The organism is Streptomyces sp. NPDC040410 (assembly GCF_055595715.1).
Genome location: NZ_JBVIVK010000001.1, coordinates 381665 through 402156, shown reverse-complemented (window position 1 = coordinate 402156; position 20492 = coordinate 381665). Strand labels below are relative to the sequence as shown.

Below are 20492 nucleotides of genomic sequence, written 5' to 3'. Positions count from 1 at the left end.
ACGCGAAGGGACACGCGTGCTCGAGAACTGGTACTTCTGCGCTGCCCTCGGTCTCTCGGCCCAGGAGACCGCCGCCCACCTCGACGTGATCGCGGCCCTGGGCGAGCCCGTCGACGCCGATCATGCCGAGGAGCTCGTCTGCGCCGCCATCGACTACCTGGGCCAGGCGGAGACGGCGACCGCGTTGCACGCCCTGCCCCATGTCCTGGCCGCGCACCGCCGCTTCGCCGGTGTCAGCAGGGAGGTCACGGACCACGCCGGCGATCTCTACCGCGACATCGCCTCCGTCCTGCCGGCCCGCCTGGCGCCCCGCACGGCGACCCTGCTGAGAACAGCGGCTTGCGGTGAGCCGGCCCAGGCGGTCGACCTGCTGGGAGACGTCCTGCGCGAGGCGGTGCCCGAGGCCGACGCCCCCACCTCCTCGGCTCAGCCGTACCACGACTTGCTGCAGCAGCCCCTGCCCACTCTGGCGCTCACCGTCGCCCGGTTCCTGGTCCGGCTCGATCCCCACGCGGTCCGGGAACCCGTGGACGGGAACGCGTCCCTGCTGGAGGGCGCTCTGGCCGGCGAGTACGGCCGACTGGCCCTGCTGCAGGCGGCGGAGCTGCGGGCGGCGCTCTCGCCCGACGAGGCCGACGCGGTGTGGGAAGCCCTGGTCCAGGCCTCGCACGGGGCCCTCGACCTGGAACCCGACCTCCTCATGACGGCCGCCCGTGTCATGTTCGCCCCTGACGCGGCGTATGCCCTTTCACCGGTCACCCCGGAAGCCGACGACGAGACCGGCGTACCGGACAGCCTCCTCGACGAGTTGGAGACCGAAGCCCTGGCCGGCACCCGGTTACTCGGGCGGCTGGAGAAGGCGAGGTCGTCGCGGCGGGCCCCCGACCGCACCGTCGCCGTCACCATGCGGCAAGCCGCCTATACGCGCCTGGGCGGCGTCGCGGGGCAGCAGCACTCGGCCATGCCGTCGGTGCTGTGGCAGGCGGCGCTGTGGTCGCTCGCCGCCGAACTCGCCCCGCGGCGGACGACGCGACGGCTCGCCCGGTGGTGGCGGGCGCCTGACGCCCCGCCCAAGAAGCAGCATCAGAACCAGCAGCGGAAGCAGTGCCGAGTGTCGGTTCCCCACGACACGTACGCCCTGGCCCTGACGCATGTGGGCAGACTGCACGGACTGCGCGCGTACCAGAAGGCGCCGAGCCTGCTGCTCTCCGACGGCCCTGCCGAGGAGACCGCACCGAGCGACGCGGCATCGGTCTGGTCGCCCTGGATGCTTCCGGCGCCCCGGCCGCACGGGGCACGTCCGGGCTCCCCGGCCGGCCGTGACATCGCGTCCGGCGACCGGCCCGCCCTCAGCGAGGAGGAAGACCGGAAGCGGCAGGAAGAGGAGGAGAACGCCCAGCTCAGACTCAGCGGAATCGAACCCGAGCAACTCGTGCGTCTGCTCGCCGCCGGACTGCTGGCGGCCAGGCTGCTGACGGTCACCACCCCGGGCGGGAGCCTTCCCGACCATCTGCTGCTGCTCGTCCTCCACATCCGTGACGTCATGAGCCGCCGCAAGCCGCTGCTCGACCTCGCGCAGTCCGATGCCCGACGCTTCGGCGAACTCACCGGACACCTCGCCCCGCTCCTGCTGCACGGCAGGAGCCAGGTTGACAGGATCGGCAAGGGCCTGCGCCCCATGGTCCCGCCCGGCGAGATCGTGCGCGTCGTCTCCACGCTGTACACGACCGAGCGGGGCGTCCCCGGGTCCGCGGCACTGCAACAGCTCCTGGTGCACAGGGGCCAAGCCCTCAACGCGGGTCTGCTGTGGGTGCTCGAATCCTCCTCGGGGGGCACCGGCCCCCACCGGACAGAGGCCGGAGGACGGTGGTTCTGCGGTGATGAACCGCCCGCCCGCACCCTGCTGTCCCTGGCCCTCGAACAGCAGGAGAACCCGTTCACCCGGACGGCCGTCGACGCATCGCTCCTCAGCCGCGAGATCTACCGCGAGGAGCGGGTCGGGCTGTTGCGCTGGGACTGGGGAGAGAACGGCCCGGAGTTCGTGATCCCCCCACGCGACATCCAGTCCGCCCTGATTCCCCGGGCGCTCGTGCTCAGCGGTCCCACCGACCCGGAACGCCATTCCTTCTCCGTGAAGGAGTGGGAGCTCATGGACAAGGGACTGCGGGACCTGGCCGCCGCGTCGGACAAGTACGGGATCACACCGGTCACGTTGAACACCCAGAGGCTGGCGGCGCTGCTCCAGCGACCGGATCACGGTGACATAGGCCACCACGAGGAATGGGTCACCGCCTGGATCGACCTGGTCGAGTCGCTCAACAGCGCGAGTCACCTGCCGCGGCCCGTACGCGGCCGGATGCTCGAGATGTTCCGGTCCCCGGTCGGCGGCCCCGCTTCCCAGCAGCGCCTGCTCAGCGTTCTCGAGCGCGTGGTGAAGGTCATCGTCGACGTCAGCGGCCGGGCGCAGTTCTTCTACGAGCGGCTCTTCGAGGAACTCGGCACCGCCACGCAACTCCCCGCGGAGAGCGCCAATCACCTGCGCCTGCTGACGATCCGCTCGCTCTACCGCAAGTGGGGGCACGGGCCGCTGACCGCGGAGCGCGGCAACCCCTTCGGCGTGTACGGGAGCCGGGTGACCGCTCGGGGAACGGAGACCGCGCTGGCCCAGTTCCTGCGCGACACGGCCGACCAGCAGGTGCAGGCGGCGGGCGTGCCCCTGGCCGACGTGATGATCCGGCTGTGGCGGCGGAGCCACCAGCCGGCGCCCCTTCCACCGCTCCGCGAGGATCTGGACGAGCTCACGGCGGACCCGCGGCTGGTGGAGGCCGCCACGGTGGACCGGCGCACCGGTCAGGCCGTGGTGTACCAGCAGCGCACGCGTCTGGACGTGGCGGTTTCCGAAGGACGGCGGGTCACAGTGCACGACCTCTTCGCCACCGGTACGGACGCCGGCCTCCCGCCCCAGGGCGCCTTCGTGCTGGGAACCGTGTGCGCCGTACGCGACACCGCCGCGCACAGGCTGCTGTGGATCAACTGCGGACTGGCCAAGCCGGTGACCGTCCGCCTCGGCCTCTCCGCACGCGACAGGGCGTGGCGCCCGGGCCAGACGCTGGCGGTCAGCATCCGCCCGGGCGACACCAAGGCATCGGGCGTCGCGCCACTCGCCGCCCCCGAGCCGGACGACGGGGAAGTGCGCTCGGCGCGGCTCCGGCCCACCGAGACGTTTCCCTTGCTGCGGCTGGATGTCACGGGCATCGCCCACGACGTCTACCCCCGTGGCGAAACGGACCGTGCCAAGACGGACCGTGCCATCACCGCACGCCGTCGCTGGGATCCGGACCTGTCCCGCGCGTTCGCGCCCGAGGGCGGAGGATGCGCGGATCACACGACGCTGGCGGTGTGGGACGCCGAGCTCCAGCACTGGCTGCCACAGGACGCCGGGTTGCCGGAGCTCGCCGTGGAAGCGGCGACGACAGGGGTGACGGACGGGCCCGCACACGGCCGGGTGCGTCTGGTGCTCTGCGGCAGCGCCGCCGACCGCTCGGGATTCGGACCGGCCCATCGTTTCGTCACCACCCCCGGCCGGTGCTTCGTGCTCGGTGCCTCCGCCTGGGAGCCGGCGGACTGGGAGCGACTCGAGGAGGCGTGTCTGCGGGATCCCGCCGGGCTGATCGTGCACGCCGAGTTCCGGCCGGGCGGGAGCCGGCTGCGGCTGGCGGCGCCCTGTGACGGCGGCGAACCGTTCGACCGCCGCAACGTCCGGTGGCTCGCGGCGTTCGAGGGCGGCACCGGCGGGACGGAGGGCGACCCGGACGACGAGCCGGCAGCGGGCGCCGATCCCTATCAGCTGGCGCACCTGAGGGAGACCTCGGCGGGCAAACCCGTCTGGCAGATCGAGGTCCCCGCGATCGACGGCTTCCCCCGGTGGGTGACCGCGAGCCTGCAGAGCACCCGGCAACGCCACGACTCACCGTTGCTGTGCAGCATGCAGGGCTGGAAGGAACCCCAGGCCCGCAGCGGCGAGGTACAGGTCGAGCCGTTCCGGGAGGAGGGCATCACCCACAAGCCGGACGTCCAGCGGTACGCGGAGCTGGCGCGCCTCCCTCGCGGCACTGCGGTGGACCTCGTGTGGACGGACACCAAGGACTCCCGGGGGGAGAACTTCGCCCGGCTGTCCTCAGGGCTCGTCGGCTTCGCCGCCACCGACTCGCTGTCCCTGACCGGGCGTTTCCCGCAGTGCACGACGACAGCGCGTCGCCGGGCCGTCGTGATCGACGACCCCTGGCCGAAACCGCAACGGCGCCCCCGGCAGGAGCCGGTCCCCCTCGCGCCGCAGCAACTCGCCGAGGGCTGCACGGACCTGGCCGATCCAGCGGTTCTCGACCGGCACGACCTGACCGGCATGGTCACCGCCCGCATCAGGGACTCCGGCCGGATCGTCCGCCTGCGGGTCTGGCTGCATCTCGACACGCGGATCGTCCCGGCCGTCGTTCCCGTCCACTGCTTCGACCACGACATGCCCTCGGTCGGCGACCACGTGGCGGGACGGCGTACGGCGCAGGGGTGGACCTTCACGGTGCTGTCCCGAAGACTGAAACTGCGCGCACTGTGGGAGTTGACGGGCACGCGTCCCGACCTCAGCACGTGGGTGCCGGTGGGACAGTACGAGGACGAGCACGGCCACCGGGAGCTCTACCAGCATCCCCACCTCGCCAGACTGGCCGAGGGACCGGCGGCCGGTTCCCAGGCCACGGGGAAGGCTCAGGCCAAAGCCGACCAGTACTCCGGACGGCGCGAGGACGGCGTGAGGGCAGTCGTACACCACGACGGGAACCATTTCGTGGGAAGGGCCTCCGGCGTCGACCTGACAGACGACTTCCAGCCGGTGCATCTGGAACGGACCTGGCTGGAGCCGTACGACCGCGGGGACGCCCTGCCGCACGGTGACGGTGGGCCCGCGCGTGGCGGTCTGCTGGACCTCCACCGGAGGTTCCTCCTGTCGCCGACGTCGCGTTCGCGGCCCCCGGCCCGGCCGCCGGCGCCTCGGCGTTCCCTCGACCCAGCGGCCGAGTGGCAGCTGTTCATGGCGGGTCGGGCGCCCACGTTGACCGGCTCGCTCACCCCTCACCATCGCGTGGAGCCGAACACCCCCCGCCTCGCCCCCGACGACGAGGGCCGCTACCAGCCCTGGCTGGAACTGCTCGACGAACCGCGGACCCTGGTCGCCGGGCGGAGTCCCTTCGACCACTTCCCCGACCGCGTCCGTGCCGTGCCGGTGCCGCACGGAAGTGGCGTCAGGGCCTCCTTCCTGAGAGTGCCCCCGGTTCCTCTGACGGAGTTCATCAAGGAGGTGATGCCGCACGCCCGCGTGGACGGGCGCGTCTACGAGATCAGGGACCAGCAGGGCAGGAAACGCCTCCCCTTCTACGTCGGCACACAGGACGAGGGCCACGGTCCCGTGCACCGCTTCGAGTTCGGATACGGCTGGTTCCTCGACATTCCGGACGAGGCACTGACGGTCGGCGGGAAACACGTCGACCCGACCGGTATCACCCTCTTTCACGGCGACCGCGTCAAGGCGATGTCCTTCCACGCCGGCGACGACCCGGCGACAACTGCCGGGATCACCGTGGCCATCGCGCCCGCCGACGTCATCAAGGGCGAGGAGAGGCGCCTCTACCTCGAGGGGACGGACCCGGACCAACGGGTCGTCCACGTGCTGGACGTCGACATCGACCACGTCACGCGCCGTGTCTCGGTACTTCGCGCCCACACCTCGCGCCGGGAACTGTCCCGGCGCGGGGAGGGGGTCCGTGTGGAAGGCGTCAGGGTCAGCGCGTCGCTCGACGAGGACAGCGAGAAGGCGCTGCTGGCGATGTTCGGTCCCGGCGCCCGCGAGCAGCGGGTCCTCGGCAGGGTCCGGCGCGGGCAGGCGGGCGGGGGCGTCCACCAGCGTCTCAGCTTCGCCCTCGTTCCCCCGCGTGCCGCGCCGGAGGACGGCAGCGGGCCCGGTCTGTGCGCCGGCGACAGCCTGTACCTCGTCGCGGGAAAGATCGTTCAGACGGCGAACGACCGTCTTCTGCCCTTCACCCTCCCCGGTGTCGGCGCCTCGGACGGCGAGGCACTGCAGGTGACCGTGAGCCGGCGGTACTTCTCCCACCGGGAGAGCGCCTTGCGGCTCGCCGCGCAGGACCAGTACGAACAGGCGAAGATGCTGGTGCGTCTCACGGGCCAGAAGCCCGGGAGCGACAACCACTGGTTCGGCGTGACGAAGCACGCCCCGGAACGCGGCCTCGCGACGCTGCGCAGCTATCTGGAGAGCCGCGGCGGGGACTGCTTCGCAGTGGTGACCGACTCCGGAACGCACGTCGAGGTCCGTCCCGGGGTGCTGTTCCCGGTGGCCGGCCTCCAGACGCGGCAGCGTCTCGCTCCCCGCTCCGTGGTGCGCCTGCGGCCCCACGGGCCGCAAGGGGTGATGGCACGTCAGGCGATCGCCGCGGAAGCCAGCTACCTCGACGACCGGCCGCGCCCCGCAGTCGTCTTCCCCAAGGACGACTTCAAGACCGAGCAGGACGTCCTGCAGTCCGCACGGCGCCGGGGCGGCTTCACCGTCGCCGGGCTGCCCGGCATCAGTGCCACCGCGCGCCAGGGGATGGGGAAGGTGCTGCTGTGCAGCGACCATCCCAAGATCGTGGGCGTGGTCCGGGCGCCGCAGGACGGCGGCCGTACCGAGGTGCAGTTGGTGCCCTTGGGCCAGGGACAGGGAGGAGTCGTCTCCTGCCGGACCGGGCAGGCCGTCCTGGGCGCGAGGGTGCTGTGGCGGGGGGCCGCCGGCACGCAGCCGGCCGTCTCGGACGCGGTGGTGCCCTGGGCGCAGCTGTCCTTCATGGACGCCACCGCGGAGGACATCGCTCTCGCCTGCCATGAACGGGGCTGGCTCTACCACGACACCTGGACGAGAACCTGGGTGCCGGCCACGAAGAAGTTCCGCCGTACTCCGCTCAGGCAGCCCGCCCGATCCGTCGAGGAACCGGTCTTCTTCTCACGGACCGAAGCCGGCTGGACCCTGCGTCACCGAAGGAACACACTGCGCCGGTTCGGCTTCCCCGCCGCCGAACTCCTGGAGGACACCCACCAGGACAGCGCCTCGCGGACGAACGGACACTGGGTGGTCGCCGGGGCCGGCCGGCACAGCCTCTGGCTGGAACTTGCGCCGGGCAGGATCGCCGAAGTGTCCGCCGAACTCCTTCAGTTCACCGACGGCCGTTCCCTCGCCGACCTCGACTGCTCCTTCTTCAGCCCGGGCGACCTCGTCCACGGCCGGGTGGAGGGAGGGGTGAACGAGTGCGGTCACCTGGTACTCACCCGATGGCACCCCGGCCCTCGCGGAGCCCTCGCCCCGCCCGCTGCCCGCAGGATGCTGCTGCCGGTCGAGAACGCGGACGAGGTCAGGGGAGCCCTCTACCTGGGCGAGGGCAACACCAGCTTCCCCTACCCCGCCGCCCGGGACGTCCTGGACGCCCACCCGATCTGCAGCGCCGTCTGGCTCGACGACTGCAACGCGCTGACGCCGCATGACGAGGCTCCGGTGCGCACGGGCGACGTTGTGTTCGTTGCTTCCTCAGGCACACCCGGTGAGCTGCGCGTGCTCGGACTGCCCAAAGCCCGCGTGCGGCTGGCCGAGGAGTCGGCGGAGGGTGCCTGGCCCCGCTCCGCCTGGCTGCGTCAGGAGTTGGTGGCAGCCGCCGCCGGGAACAGCCGTCTGCTCGCGAAGCTGGGCAGCATTCCTGTGACGGTGGAACACGTCGAAGCCGGGCCCGAGCCGGTCCTCACGGTCTCCCGGCGGGCACAGCCGCGCAGTACCTGGCCCGAGGGCTCCGTGCTGATCGAGCCCGTGGCCGATCTGGGAAAGGGGTACATGGCGGTACGGTCGGGGGCCGCCCTGATCCGTCTCCACGCGCGCACCATCCTTCCCGGCCTGCCCGAACAACCCGCGGCGGCGCCGTCCGCCGTGGCGGCGCTCGTGGCGCACGGTGGGCTGCTTCGCCTGCACTGGAACGCTCAGACGGCCACGCTCCTGAGCGGACCCGAAACGGAGCCCGGAGCACAGGACCAGCGCGAGACCAGCGTCCGCCCGCTGGTCGCGGTGAGTGACCCGCAGGAACGTTGCCTGGGACTGATCTGCCGTGACGAGCAGACCCAGCAGCTGTGCTGGCTGTCGGCCGACGAGGCGGCCTGGACACACCGCATCCCCGGTGACGTCCTGCTCGGCCATCTGCAGGGCGTACGCCGACTGGCCGCACTGCGCGGCGGGCCGGGGACCGTGACGTTGTGCGGGCATCCGATGGTGGCCCGTGAGTACGACAGGCTGGCGCCCGGTCAGCTGCGACACGTCCGAGTGGTCCACGCCGCCGCCGGCCAGGAAGGGGACACGGGGCTTTCCGGCTCGTCGCGGGCTCATGACCGCTGTCTGGTCTCCGTCGAGCCCCTCGGCATGCTCGCCGACTACGCGCCCGCGGACGGAAGTGCCCTGCCGGACATCGACGACGCGTTCATGGCCGAGGTGTCACGACTCGAGCGCGGCCGCGGCCGTACCAGCCTCAAGCTCGTCGAACAGGGCAGCCGGCTGACGGTGGTGGACCTGCCCGAGTGGATGTGCGACTCCCTGGGGCGGCTGCACATTCCGACCTTCCTCACCCCGCTGGAACCGGTGCCCGGACTGATCCCGCAGCGGTTCGCCGAATACCGGGCCGGCTGGGAGAGCGGCCTGCGGGGGACAGCTCTCGAACATCCCTCACCCACGGCGGCTGACCGCGTGCTGCACGCCCTGGGTGCGACGGAAACCATTCCCGCCACTGCGGAGGACACCGAGGGGGAGCCGCGGGCCGACGCCGTCCGCCGGAACGCCGTCCAGGCCGTCTACGGCTGGCTCTGCTCCCGGGAGGGCAGGGACTTCGTCCTGCAGCGCGACGCGGCCGTGGATCTCACTCCGGCGCTCATGGTGTGCCATCTGAGCAGCCTCGTCGATCAGCAGGCCGTTCAGCTGCGAGCGGGGTGGCTGGCGTACCTCCTCGGCCGACTCGGCGATCGCGCCGTGAGCTCGCTGCATGTCGAAGCGCTGGTCACCGAATGGCTGACGCGCCCCAAGCGCCACCTCATGCACGGTGACTGGCACCGGCTCCGCACCGTGGAGATCCATCCGAAGCTGACACACAACCAATTGGGGAACGTGCTCGACTACGGCCAGGCCGTCGCCGGAGGCGCGGTGGTCGGGCAGCACGAGGAGAGCGGGGCGGCGCCGGTCGCCCGCGCGCTGCTCGCCGCCGTCGGCCGGCTGCCGTCGGCGGACAGGCTGGCCTTCGACACGCGCCACAAGCCGGTGGACGCCCCCCTGCTGCGTGCCCTGGCGGATCTCGGCGCCGGACTCCGGCCCCCGCACGGCCAGGCCGTCCCACGCTGGCGGCCCCGGGCCGAACAGCTCGACACGCTGCACACGGTGGCCCGCACAGTCCTCCGCGACGACCTCCCGCTGACCCTCCTTCCCGCGTACGAGCCCCTCACCCCTGAAGCGCGGCGATACGGCTTCAACCTGCTCAAGGAGGCCCGGCGGCAACTCGACGACGCATGAGACCCCTCCGCGCACGGCCGGCAGCGGGAAGACGCGTGTCCGCGCCGGCCGCACCGCCGGACCCGAGGTCACCGCTCGGCACTGCGGCGACGACATCGAGCTGACCTTCACCAACAACGGCTCGGGGACGGTCCGGTTGAAGGTCACGAGCGGATACGGCGGCCGCCCCTCGGCCGTCGCGGTGCGGGCCGGTGCCACCGTCAAGCGCACCGTCGGCCTCGCGGCGAGCCGGCGCCGGTACGACCTGACGGTCACGTCGGACGCCGACCCGGCGTCTGCGGCGATTCGCCGGACATGTCGAGAACGGGCGTCCGGGGGTGAGCGACCCGGCCCTCATCACCGGGTGAAAGGCGGAGTAAAGGGCTGATGAACGCGGTATCGCGGGGGCTGGCCAGGTGCCGGTGGGCTCGGGGTAGTGTGCCCCGGTGACCACGCAATCGAACACACCTGCAGGCTGGTACCCCGATCCGCACGGGGCGCCCCAGACGCTCCGTTACTGGGACGGCGTGCAGTGGACCGAGCACACCGACAATCAGCAGCAGGGCGCCCCGCAGGTGCCGCAGCAGCAGGCGGCCGCCCCGGACGCGCGCGTTCAGCGTCAGGTGCAGCAGCAGGCCGGGGTCGCGCCGAGCGGCCGCGGCGGCGGAACCCTGTTCACCGAGCCGGTTCTGGTGGTGAACCAGAAGGCCAAGCTGATCGAGCTGACCAACGAGTACAAGGTCATGGATCAGGCCGGCAACCAGATCGGCTCGGTCGTCCAGGTCGGCCAGAGCGCGCTGCGCAAGGTGGTGCGCTTCCTCGCCAGCATCGACCAGTTCCTCACGCACAAGCTGGAGATCCGGGACGCCTACGGCCAGCCGCAGTTGCTGCTGACGCGGCCCGCGAAGTTCCTCAAGTCGCGGGTGATCGTGGCGCGTCCGGACGGTCAGCCGGTCGGTGAGATCGTCCAGCAGAACGTGATCGGCAAGATCAACTTCGCCATGAACGTGAACGGCCAGCAGGTCGGTGCGATCAAGGCGGAGAACTGGCGGGCGTGGAACTTCGCGATCGTCGACCACGCGGACAACGAGGTCGCCCGGATCACCAAGACCTGGGAGGGCCTCGCCAAGACGATGTTCACGACCGCGGACAACTACGTCCTGCAGATCCACTACCAGCTGCCCGAGCCGCTGCTGAGCCTCGTGGTGGCGACGGCGCTGACCGTCGACACGGCCCTCAAGCAGGACTCGCGAGGGCTCGGCTGACCTCTCGGGCGGCGTGAACGGCGCGTGAACGGCGGCGTGAAAGGTGGCGTGGGGGCCGGTGTGGGGGCCGGCGTGAGGGCCGGTGTGAAAGTCGGGTTCACGCCACGGACTTGGGCGTCCCGGCGGCGTACTGGGCAACCGCGGGCCGGGGCAGCAACGCCGGTTCGGCCGAGGCCGATCCCGGCTCCAGCGCGAGTACGGCGGCCACGGGATGTTCCTCGTGGCCGTCGGTGCTCCGGACGAGCTGAGCGGGTGTCACCCGCGACAGCAGCACCACGCCCCAGGACGCCACCCCCGCTCCGGCCAGGGCGAGCAGCACGCCCGCCGCGCCACCCTGCAGCCGCTCGCCGAGCAGCGAGAGCCCGATCACCGCGGCGGCCGTCGGATTGGCCAGCGTCACCACCGCGAGCGGCGCGCCGAGTCCGCCCCGGTAGGCCGTCTGCGACAGCAGCAGTCCGCCCGCGGCGAAGGCCGCGACCAGCAGCGCCACCCCGATCACCTGTGCGCTGAGCAGCGGGCCCGTCCGGTCCGTCGCGGCCACCGTCACCGTCTGAGTGAGCGCCGAGGCGACACCGGACGCGAAACCGGACGCCGTCGCGTGCCGCAGACCGGGCCGCGCGCCCGGCCGTGCCAGCAGGCCGATCAGCGCCGCCGTCGCCCCGGCGACCGCCAGCGCCTCAGGGACGCTCAGCACGGCGTCGGGCGCGGACCCGGACGCCGTCACGAGGATCGCGGCAAGGCCCGCGAGGGTGTACGCGGTGCCCCGCCACTCGGTCGCGCTGACCTTCCGCCCCGCGATCCGCGCGCCGAGCGGCACCGCCGCGACCAGGGTGAGCGCACCCAGCGGCTGGACCACGGTGAGCGGGCCGTACCTGAGAGCCACGACGTGCAGCAGTGCGGCCGACGAGTTCAGCGCGACCGACCACCACCACGCGCCGCTGCCGAGCAGCCGCACGATGCCCGGGCCGGCGGTGCGGGAGGCCAGCCGCTCCTGGGCGACGGCCGCGGCCGCGTAGGCGACGGCGGAGCAGAGGGACAGGGCGACGGTGAGGAGGGTGGCGTTCATCGGCCCGCCCCCACGAGAACGCGGTCGCCGGCCGGGACGAGCCCTTCCTGGGCCCGTCCCGCCGTCGTGGCCGTCCGGTGCGGCAGGTGGATCACCGCGAGCGCGAGCCCGAGCAGGGCCGTCGCCACGATGGCGTCGAGCCAGTAGTGGTTCGCCGTCCCGACGATCACCAGCAGTGTCAGCAGGGGATGCAGCAGCCACAGCCGCCGCCACCGGGACCTGGTGGCCGCGATGAGGCCGAGCGCCACCATCAGGGCCCAGCCGAAGTGCAGCGAGGGCATCGCGGCGAACTGGTTCGAGAGGTGGTCGGTCTGCGGCGGGCCGTACACGGACGGGCCGTACACGCGCGCGGTGTCCAGCAGGCCGGTCGCGGCGAGCATGCGCGGCGGGGCCAGCGGGAACGCGAGGTGCAGCACGAGGGCGGCGGCGGTCATCGCGGCGAGGATCCGGCGGGCCCACACGTAGTGGGCCGGGCGCCGCAGGTAGAGCCAGACCAGAAAGGCCACGGTGGCCGGGAAGTGGGCGGTCGCGTAATAGGTGTTCGCGACGCGCGCGAAGGTGTCGCCCTGCAGCAGCAGCGACTGCACCGAGCCCTCGCCGGGAAGGTGGACGGCCCTTTCCAGGTCCCATACGCGGTGCGCGTTGCGGAAGGCCTCGCCGGTGTGGCCCGTGACCAGTTGCCGGCCCGACTTGTAGACGAGGAAGAGCCCTGCGACGAGCAGGAGCTCACGGACGAGCGGCGGCCGCGCGGTCGCGCCCGGCTGCGCTTGTTCAGGCTCGGTGCGGGCATTCATCCCCCGGCCCTTTCGCTGACGGTGGTGCGTGCGGGTGGTGCTGGCTGAGCTGGTGACTCGTCGCGCTGGTGAAACTCATCGGTACGAGAGCGTTCCGGTACGGCACTGTACCGATACTCCACTGTACCGAAACGACTCGGTACCGATACGGTAGTGTACCGATACGGCTCGGTACCGGTACGCTGGCGTACCGATTGACGTGGGACACACTTCGCCAGGCGTACGACACACTGGAGAGCGGTCCTTGGTCACCGGAGAAGAGCGAGGAGCAGAGCCCATGACGTCGCAGGCCGCGGACGGACCGGAGTGCCCCGCCTCGCGCCGCTCCAAGATCACGCCGGAGCGTGAGCGGGAGTTCTTCGACGCCGTGCTCGAACAGATCCGCGAATGCGGATACGACTCCTTCACGATGGAGGCCATCGCCGCCAGCACCCGCTGCAGCAAGTCCACGCTCTACCGGCAGTGGAAGACGAAGCCCCAGTTCGTCGCGGCCGCCCTGCGTGCCAGCCGGCGGGTGCCGTTCGCCGGCATCGACACCGGCTCGCTCGCCGAGGACCTGCGCCAGGCCGCGCGGGCCGCGGGCGAGTGGTCGGGCAAGGACACCAAGCTGATCGAGGCGCTCGGACACGCCGTCACCCAGGACCGGGAACTCGCGCAGGCCCTGCGCGAGGCGCTCGTCGACCCGGAGGTCGCCGCGCTCAAGGAGGTCCTCCGCCGCGGTGTCGAGCGGGGAGAGGTCCCCGCCGACCATCCGGCGCTGGAGTACGTCCCGGCGCAGATGTTCGGCATCCTGCGCGTACGCCCCGTCCTGGAGGGGGAGTACGCCGACTCGGACTACGTCCTGCGCTTCGTGGAGGCCGCGGTCCTGCCCTCACTCGGGCTCACCTGAGACCCAGGCCGCCGTCCACGGGATGACTGGACGGTGACCTGATCGCGCCGCACCGTGGGGACGGGGGCGGCGCGCACCCCCGGCCGGGTGGGCTCCTCTTGAGCGGAGAGGAGCCCACCCGGCCGTCCGACGGGCGCGGCGGATCAGACGTTCTGCCCGCTGCCGCCGCCCGTCGACACCTTGATGCCCTTGGTGATGTCGTCGATGACGGTCTGCTTCTCGCCGACGTCGACACCGAAGCGGACCACGGTGATCTGCTGCGGGTTCGCGGGCGAGGGGAAGGCGAGCGACTGCACGTAGCCGTCCGCGCCCTTGCTCGTGACCGCCTTCCAGCGGACCAGATAGCCCTTCTGTCCGGCCACGGTCACGGCCTTGGAGGCCAGCACGTCGTGCGAGGTGATCGAACCGTAGGTCGTGCCGCCGTAGGACTGCTCGGCGTTCGCCGCGATGTCCGCCTTCGCGACCTGCTCGGCCGTGCTGCCCTTGGTGCCGATTGTCAGCGCGGGCGCCGAGTACGCGCCGCCCTTCGTGCACCTCTTGGAGGTGTCGCCGGGGCAGTCGTAGGAGTCGTCGGACGTGACCTGCGCGCCCCCCGCGAACTCCTGGCCGTACCAGCCGTCCGGGATCGGGATGCTGATCCCGTCGACCGAGTCGGTCACCGAACCGCTCTCGATCTTCGGAGCTTCGGACTGGTCGGGGGAGGGGGAGGCACCGCCGGAGCCGCCGGGACCCCCCGGGCCGCCCGGACCCCCCGAGCCGCCGGAGCCGCCGTCGGGTCCGCCCTGGCCTCCCGAGGAACCGTCCTGGCCGCCGGGTCCGCCCTGGCCGCCCGGTCCCTGCTGCGAGTCGGCGGCGCTGCGGCCCCCGCCGTCGTCCCTGGACAGCGCGTACACGCCGACACCGATGGCGGCGAGCACGGCGACAGCCGCCGCGACGGCTATGCCCGTGTGCAGACCGCGCCGTGAACCCGCCACCGGCGGGGCGGGATACGCCGGGTACCCCGGGTACCCCGGGTAGGCCGGGAAGGCCCCCGCAGCCGGCGGCTGCGTCGGGGAACCCCATACGGCGGCCGATCCCGCGGGGCGGGTCTGGTCCGTCCATGCCCTGCCGTCCCACCAGCGCTCGGCGGCGGGACCGTCACTTGTCTGCCCTGGGTCGGGGTACCACCCGGGAGGAGTCACCTGCGTCATGCCCCCACCGTATGAGGCCTCGGTGAAAGAGGGATGAGAGGGGAGGGGGCAAATCCGGGGCGGAACCGGCTCGTTTCGGTCACTTCGGTGCGAGTCGTACCGTTCGCTCTTGCTCTTGCCCGACTTTTGACTGCCAGTCAGTTTGGTGAGGGCTGGTCGCGGGCAAGGGGCGTCGACCGCCCGAACCCGCGGTCACCCGTCACGGCAACAGGTACCCCGACCGGCCTCCACTTCGGCAGCGGGACGGCTACGCTCAAGGTCTGTACGTCATTCGGGCGACTTGGGGAGGTAGCGGGATGACGGAGGTACGGCCCATGGCGGCCGTCTCGGCTGCTTCCCTGTGGGAGCGCGACCAGGAAGTCGCCGCCGTGGAGCGGGCGGTCGAGACCCTCTGCGCGGACCGCTCCTCCACGGGCAGCCTGCTGGTGCTCCGGGGCGAGGCGGGCTTCGGCAAGACCGCGCTGCTGGCCGAGACGCGCCGCATCGCCGAACGGCGCGGCTGCACGGTCTGGTCGGCCCGCGGCGGCGAGACCCTCAGATCCGTCCCCTTCAACGTGGTACGGCAGCTGTTACAGCCCGCGCTCGTGTCCCTGATGCCGGAGGAGGCCCGCGAGTACCTCGGCGACTGGTACGACATCGCCGGCCCCGCGCTCGGCATCGCGGACCCCGGCGAGCGGCAGGCCGACCCGCAGGGTGTGTGCGACGGCCTGGTCGCCGCGGTGCGCCGGCTGGCCAAGCGCGACTGGCCGCTCGTGCTGCTGGTCGACGACGCCCACTGGGCCGACCAGGAGACCCTGCGCTGGCTCGCCGCCTTCGCCGAACGAATCGGCGACCTGTCCGTCCTGGTCGTCGTCGCCCGCCGGATCGGTGAGGTGTCCGGCGAGAGCGCCCGGCTGCTCGACGCGGTCGCCGCCGCCGGGGACCGCCCCGTCGCCACCCTGAGCGCCCTGACCCCGGACGCGACCGCCGGGCTCACCCGCGCCACCCTGGGCGCGCACGCCGACGCCCCTTTCTGCCGCGAGGTCTGGGCCGTCACCGGCGGCAACCCTTACGAGACGGTCGAACTCCTCGCCAAGGTGCGCGACAGCGGGCTGACGCCGACCGAGCTGGCGGCGGCCGAACTGCGCGACCTGAACCGCTCGGCCCGCGGCGGCGGACTCGTCGCCCGCCTGGAGGAACTCGGCATCGACGCCACCCGGTTCGCCTGGGCGGCCGCGATCCTCGGCACCGGCATCTCGGTCGGCCTGGTGGCCCGCCTGGCCACCCTGGGCCGCGACGACGCGGTGCGCTGTGCCGAACTCCTGCGCGCCGCCCGCATCCTCACCGCGCCCGACCCCGCGAACGGCCCGGCGGACGAGGGCGACCTGGAGTTCGTCCACCCCCTGATCGCCACCGCCGTCTACGACTCCATCCCCGACGCCCTGCGCACCGCCATGCACGGCATCGCCGCCCAGGTCGTCACCGACTCCGGGCGCGGCGCCGCGGCAGCCTCCCGCCACCTGCTCCAGGTCCACCCGGACGACGACGAGGAACTCGTGGAGCAGCTGCGCGAGGCCGCCCGCGAACACCTCGCCGTCGGCGCCCCGGACGCGGCCCGCCGCTGCCTCGAACGCGCCCTGCTGGAACCGCCCGATCCGGCGGTCCACGCGCGCGTGCTCTACGAACTCGGCTGCGCCACGCTGCTGACCGCGCCCGCCAAGACCATCGGCCATCTGCAGACCGCGCTCGCCGGGCCCGGCCTCGACGACGACGAGCGCGTGGACGCCGTCGTCCGCCTCTCCCAGGCCCTGCTCCACAACAACCAGCTGGAGGAGGCCGTCCGCACCGTCGAGGCGGAAGCCGCCAGGCAGGAACCCGGGCCCGCGAAGCTGCGGCTTCAGGCCGTGCACTACATGTGGGAAGGCGTCCACGCCCAGGAATCCACCTCACCCGGCCGCTCCGAGAACCTCGCCGAACTCGCCCGCACCTGCACCGGCCGCGACAACTCCGAGCGCGCCCTGCTCATCCTGCGCGGCTTCGACGCCGTGACCCACGGCGAGAACGCCGAGGAGGTCGTCGAAATGTGCGACCGCGCCCTCGTCAACGGCCGTCTCGCGCCCGGACTCGGCTGGACCGACACCGAATGGGGCATCGAACTCCTGCTGATGCTGGCCACCGCCTACGCCTACACCGACCGGCTCGACCGCGCCGAGGCCCTCTACAACGAAGGCCTGCGCACCTACGAGTCGGCCGGCTGGAGCGGCGGCCATCTCGCCCTGGCCCACGCCTACGTCGGCCTCGGCCACCGCAGGCGCGGCCGGCTCAGGGAGGCGGAGACGTCGCTGCGCGAGTCGCTGCGGCTGGCCGAGCGCGTCGGCCGGGGCCTGCCCCTGTACTGGACCGCGACCTGCAACCTCGTCGACACGCTGCTCGCCCGCGGCCACGTCGACGAGGCCTGGGCGATCGCCGAGCAGTACGGCTTCGCGCCGCCGTACCCCTCGACCATCGTGCTGCCCGACCCGCGGTCCGTGCGCGGCCGGCTGCTGCTCGCCGTGGGCCGCGCCAAGGACGGCGTCAACGAACTGGAGGCCGCGGAGAAGGCGGCGGCCGCCCGCGGCCATCACAACCCGGTCCTCGTCCCCTGGGCCGTCGACCTCGCCCGCGCCCTGGCCACCGAGGACCCCGTGCGGGCCGCCCAGCTCGCCACCGACGCCCGCCGGCGCGCCGAGCGCTTCGGCACCGACACGGCCATCGGCGAGGCCCTGCGCTGCGCCGCGGCCCTGGAGACCGGCCAGCGCGCGGTACGGCTGGCCGCCCAGGCGGTCGCCTATCTGGAGGCCTCGCCGTGCCAGTACGAGCACGCGGCGGCCCGGGTCGAGTACGGCATCGCCGCCCGCTCCACATCCGAACTCAACCGGGGCCTGGCGCTGGCGCGTTCCTGCGGAGCGGACGGCCTGGTGGCCCAGGCAAGGGAGGTGCTGCAGGCGTCCGGAGGGTGAGCCGAAAAGGCGCGCCCGTGTCGAGACGGTGAGCGTGCGGAGGCCCGAAGGGCTGAGGACGGTCGCGGTCTCGACACCGGCTGGAGCGCCCCGGAGGCGAACGGCGCCTCCAGAAAGATGGGGAGCGCGGGCTGCGGTGACTCAGGTGTTCAGCAGTTGCTCCGTTACCGCCGCCAGCCGCCTGTGCACCTCGGGGTCGTACGCCGCCTCGTGCGCCCGCGCGGGACGCGTGCCGTCGAAGTAGCCGCCCGAGCCCAGGTCCCGCGTGGCCAGGGCCAGCACCCCCGGGGCGCCGTCGGCGACCGTGTTGCAGGGGGTGATGCCGTTCTCGCGGACCATCGTGGTGTCCATGTAGGTCGCCGGGTGCAGCACGTTCACCGCGACGCCGGTGCCCCGCAACTCCTCTGAGAGGGCGAAGGTGTGGGCCGCGAGCGCGAGCTTGCTGCGGCAGTACGCCGACACTCCGCTGTAGCCGCGGGTGAGTTCGGGGTCGTCGAAGTCGAGGGGTTCCTGTCCGGCCGAGCCGACGTTGACGATCCGCGCCGGCGGATTCGCGCGCAGTACGGGCAGCAGGACCCTGGTCAGCGCGACCGGCGCCAAGTAGTTCACCGCGAGCCGCAGTTCGTGCCCGTCGGCGCTCACCTCTCGCCCCGAGCCGCGCGGCCCGAAGCCCACGCCCGCGTTGTTGACCAGCACGCCGAGCTCGGGGTGCGCCTCCGCGACCCGGGCGCCCAGCTCGCGCACGTCGGCGAGCGAGGCGAGATCGGCGACGAACCCCGCGGCCGCGCCTTCGGTGCGCAGCTCGTCGACGAGTCTCCCCGTACGCCCCTGGTCGCGGCCGTGCGCGAGCACGAGGTGACCGGAGCGGACCAGCTCGAAGGCGACGTACCGGCCGAGGCCGGAGGTGGCACCGGTGATCAGAATCGTGGACATGCCTCCACCGTAGGCACGAGGCGCGGCCATGTCAGTGCTGCCGCTGAAGCCACGACCGGGCAGGGCCACCCTTCTTCTTCCGCCGGTACCCGCTGGGCCATCGCGAACACCGATTCGCCGCCGGGACCCCGCATTACACGGCCGTCCGCGGCAGTGCGGCGCCGATCTCCCCCGGCTTGAGCCCGTTGCGCCGAGCCGCCCGCACGTGCACGGCCAGCTCGTCGCAGCGGCCGTGCGCGACCAGTGCGGTCAGGGTGATCATGCTGCGCTCACGGGCGGATGCTCGACGCGAGTCGTCAGTCGCGCGGCCACCGCTTCCTGCTGCGCCTCACGGACGAGGGGACGCGCACTCACCGCAAGCTGACCGTGCGCACGGCCCGCAGGAACCCGGTCTTCCCGGCCCGCTCCCGGCCGCGGAGCAGAGGCAGTTCCTCGACCACATCCGGCGTGTCTCGGACGCGGCCGAGGGGCACCGCGATCCGGCGGAACCCCTCGTCACCCAGCGCTGAACCCAGGCCCGGCGCCGCCGTCCCGCGGGACCCTGTCAGGGCTTCTTCGCGAAGACCACCCACACCTGGCCCTTCGCGAAGTTCAGCGGGGTGCCGTCCCGGGTTGTGAACTCCGTTCCGTCCGTTGCCCGTTCGCGCGACCAGCCGGCGTCGTACACCCGCCCGTCGCGCAGCACCTTCGCCTTCCCCGAGCCGACGGTCTCCGTGTACGGCGTGTTGTTGCCGAGGAAGTCGTGGAAGGAGGACTTGCGCACCTTCACGTACTGCACGACGACCGTCGCCGCGGCCACCCGCTTCCCGGCCGTGGTCACGGCCGGTGTCCCGTCCATCGACACCAGCCAGCGGTCGCGGCCCCCGGACCAGGTGAAGGTGAAGCGGGCCGCCGGGTAGCGGACGGTCCGCGAGGCCTCCGGCCTGCCGCCCGCGGGCGCGGCCCCGTAGCGGAATCCGGTCGTCAGGGCGCCCGGGCCCGGCGCGGCGGGTGTCAGCCGGTTCGGGAGCAGATAGAGGTTGTGCGGCGAGGGTTTGTCCGTGCCGCGGAAGTAGGCGTCGGACGCCTCGCCCGGCGGCTCCGCGCGCAGGGGTGCCTGGTCGATCAGCGGCAGCAGTTTGTGCTGCGCCCCGGAGAACGCCAGCGTCGGCTCGTTGAACTGGCGCAGCAGCTCCAGGTCGGACTCGCGTGCGCTGCGCACCGGCCCGACCGCCTTCGGGAACCTGGTCGCGTACACCGCCATGAGCCGGCTCAGCCCGCCCTCGACCTGCTCCGCGTACACGACGTCCGCGGAGTCGAGGCCCGTATGGGGACGGGCCGCGCGCGCGTTGTCGATCTTCACGGCGAGCACCGAGCCGCTCGGGGTGGCACTGGGCGCGCTGCTTGGGGTGCCGGTTCCGGTCTCACTGTGGCTCGGGGCCGGCGTCCGCAGCCGGCCGCGCCCGTCGTCGACCGGGCCGGGCCCTCCTGTGCAGCCTGCCGCGACGGACACCGCAGCCGTGGCGGCCAGCAGCGCCAGTGTCGTCGCGGCGCGCGGTCTGCGCGCGTTCCGTCCCATGCTCACCGTGGCACCACATCCCGTGTCTTCGATTGTGCGGTACTAAGTTCATCCATGGACATACCCGCTCGGTTCTGATTGGGCTCGTTCACTACGCTGATCAGACCTCCTCCTCGCGGTTCGGCGCGGGGGGGGGGGGGGGGGGGGGGGGGGGGGGGGGGGAAAGGGGAAACGAAAAAAGAAGAAAAGAGGAGAGAAAGAAAGAAGGGAAA

At 72.4% G+C, this 20492-nt stretch carries 9 protein-coding genes and 3 pseudogenes; 6 read left to right on the top strand and 6 right to left on the bottom strand.

Annotated elements, in window-relative coordinates:
• Window positions 1-16 precede the first annotated feature (16 nt).
• From ACZ562_RS01765 to ACZ562_RS01755, 3 genes and pseudogenes are all read left to right on the top strand, one after another.
• Window positions 17-9628 (top strand): hypothetical protein, encoded by a 9612-nt coding sequence (locus tag ACZ562_RS01765; protein ID WP_471173070.1) that lies wholly within the window; start codon window positions 17-19, stop codon window positions 9626-9628.
• 46 nt (window positions 9629-9674) lie between these two features.
• Window positions 9675-9975 (top strand): annotated as a pseudogene (locus ACZ562_RS01760) (phospholipase domain-containing protein); the annotation flags it as partial.
• 78 nt (window positions 9976-10053) lie between these two features.
• Window positions 10054-10872 (top strand): LURP-one-related family protein, encoded by an 819-nt coding sequence (locus ACZ562_RS01755; RefSeq protein WP_471173068.1) that lies wholly within the window; start codon window positions 10054-10056, stop codon window positions 10870-10872.
• 97 nt (window positions 10873-10969) lie between these two features.
• On the opposite strand, the gene ACZ562_RS01750 is transcribed toward ACZ562_RS01755, so the two are convergent.
• Window positions 10970-11938: a DMT family protein gene (locus tag ACZ562_RS01750; RefSeq protein ID WP_471173063.1), complete on the bottom strand. Its 969-nt coding sequence runs from the start codon at window positions 11936-11938 to the stop codon at window positions 10970-10972.
• Window positions 11935-12732, bottom strand: coding sequence for a phosphatase PAP2 family protein (locus ACZ562_RS01745; protein ID WP_471173061.1), 798 nt, complete (start codon window positions 12730-12732; stop codon window positions 11935-11937). The genes ACZ562_RS01750 and ACZ562_RS01745 overlap by 4 nt, the downstream gene beginning before the upstream one ends.
• Before the next feature lie 277 nt (window positions 12733-13009).
• Here ACZ562_RS01745 and ACZ562_RS01740 point away from each other — a divergent pair, with 277 nt between their 5' ends.
• The gene (locus ACZ562_RS01740; RefSeq protein ID WP_471173058.1) at window positions 13010-13621 is read left to right on the top strand and encodes a TetR/AcrR family transcriptional regulator; all 612 of its coding nucleotides are present in this window, start codon (window positions 13010-13012) and stop codon (window positions 13619-13621) included.
• Window positions 13622-13764: 143 nt separating this feature from the next.
• On the opposite strand, the gene ACZ562_RS01735 is transcribed toward ACZ562_RS01740, so the two are convergent.
• Window positions 13765-14811 carry a DUF2510 domain-containing protein gene (locus tag ACZ562_RS01735; protein WP_471173055.1) on the bottom strand — a complete coding sequence of 349 codons (1047 nt, stop codon included), beginning with the start codon at window positions 14809-14811 and terminating at the stop codon, window positions 13765-13767.
• A 296-nt stretch (window positions 14812-15107) separates the two neighbouring features.
• Here ACZ562_RS01735 and ACZ562_RS01730 point away from each other — a divergent pair, with 296 nt between their 5' ends.
• Window positions 15108-17789, top strand: a complete 2682-nt coding sequence (locus ACZ562_RS01730) for an ATP-binding protein (RefSeq protein ID WP_471173053.1) — start codon at window positions 15108-15110, stop codon at window positions 17787-17789.
• Between the two features lie 141 nt (window positions 17790-17930).
• Here ACZ562_RS01730 and ACZ562_RS01725 read toward each other — a convergent pair whose 3' ends face one another.
• Window positions 17931-18722 carry an SDR family NAD(P)-dependent oxidoreductase gene (locus tag ACZ562_RS01725; protein ID WP_471173049.1) on the bottom strand — a complete coding sequence of 264 codons (792 nt, stop codon included), beginning with the start codon at window positions 18720-18722 and terminating at the stop codon, window positions 17931-17933.
• Between the two features lie 71 nt (window positions 18723-18793).
• Window positions 18794-19002 (bottom strand): annotated as a pseudogene (locus ACZ562_RS01720) (carboxymuconolactone decarboxylase family protein); the annotation flags it as partial.
• Between ACZ562_RS01720 and ACZ562_RS01715 the strand changes: the two are divergent.
• Window positions 19002-19231 (top strand): annotated as a pseudogene (locus ACZ562_RS01715) (MarR family winged helix-turn-helix transcriptional regulator); the annotation flags it as partial. The pseudogenes ACZ562_RS01720 and ACZ562_RS01715 sit on opposite strands and share 1 nt — an antisense overlap.
• 35 nt (window positions 19232-19266) lie before the next feature.
• On the opposite strand, the gene ACZ562_RS01710 reads toward ACZ562_RS01715, so the two are convergent.
• Window positions 19267-20280, bottom strand: coding sequence for a DUF3048 domain-containing protein (locus ACZ562_RS01710; protein WP_471173046.1), 1014 nt, complete (start codon window positions 20278-20280; stop codon window positions 19267-19269).
• Window positions 20281-20492 lie beyond the last annotated feature (212 nt).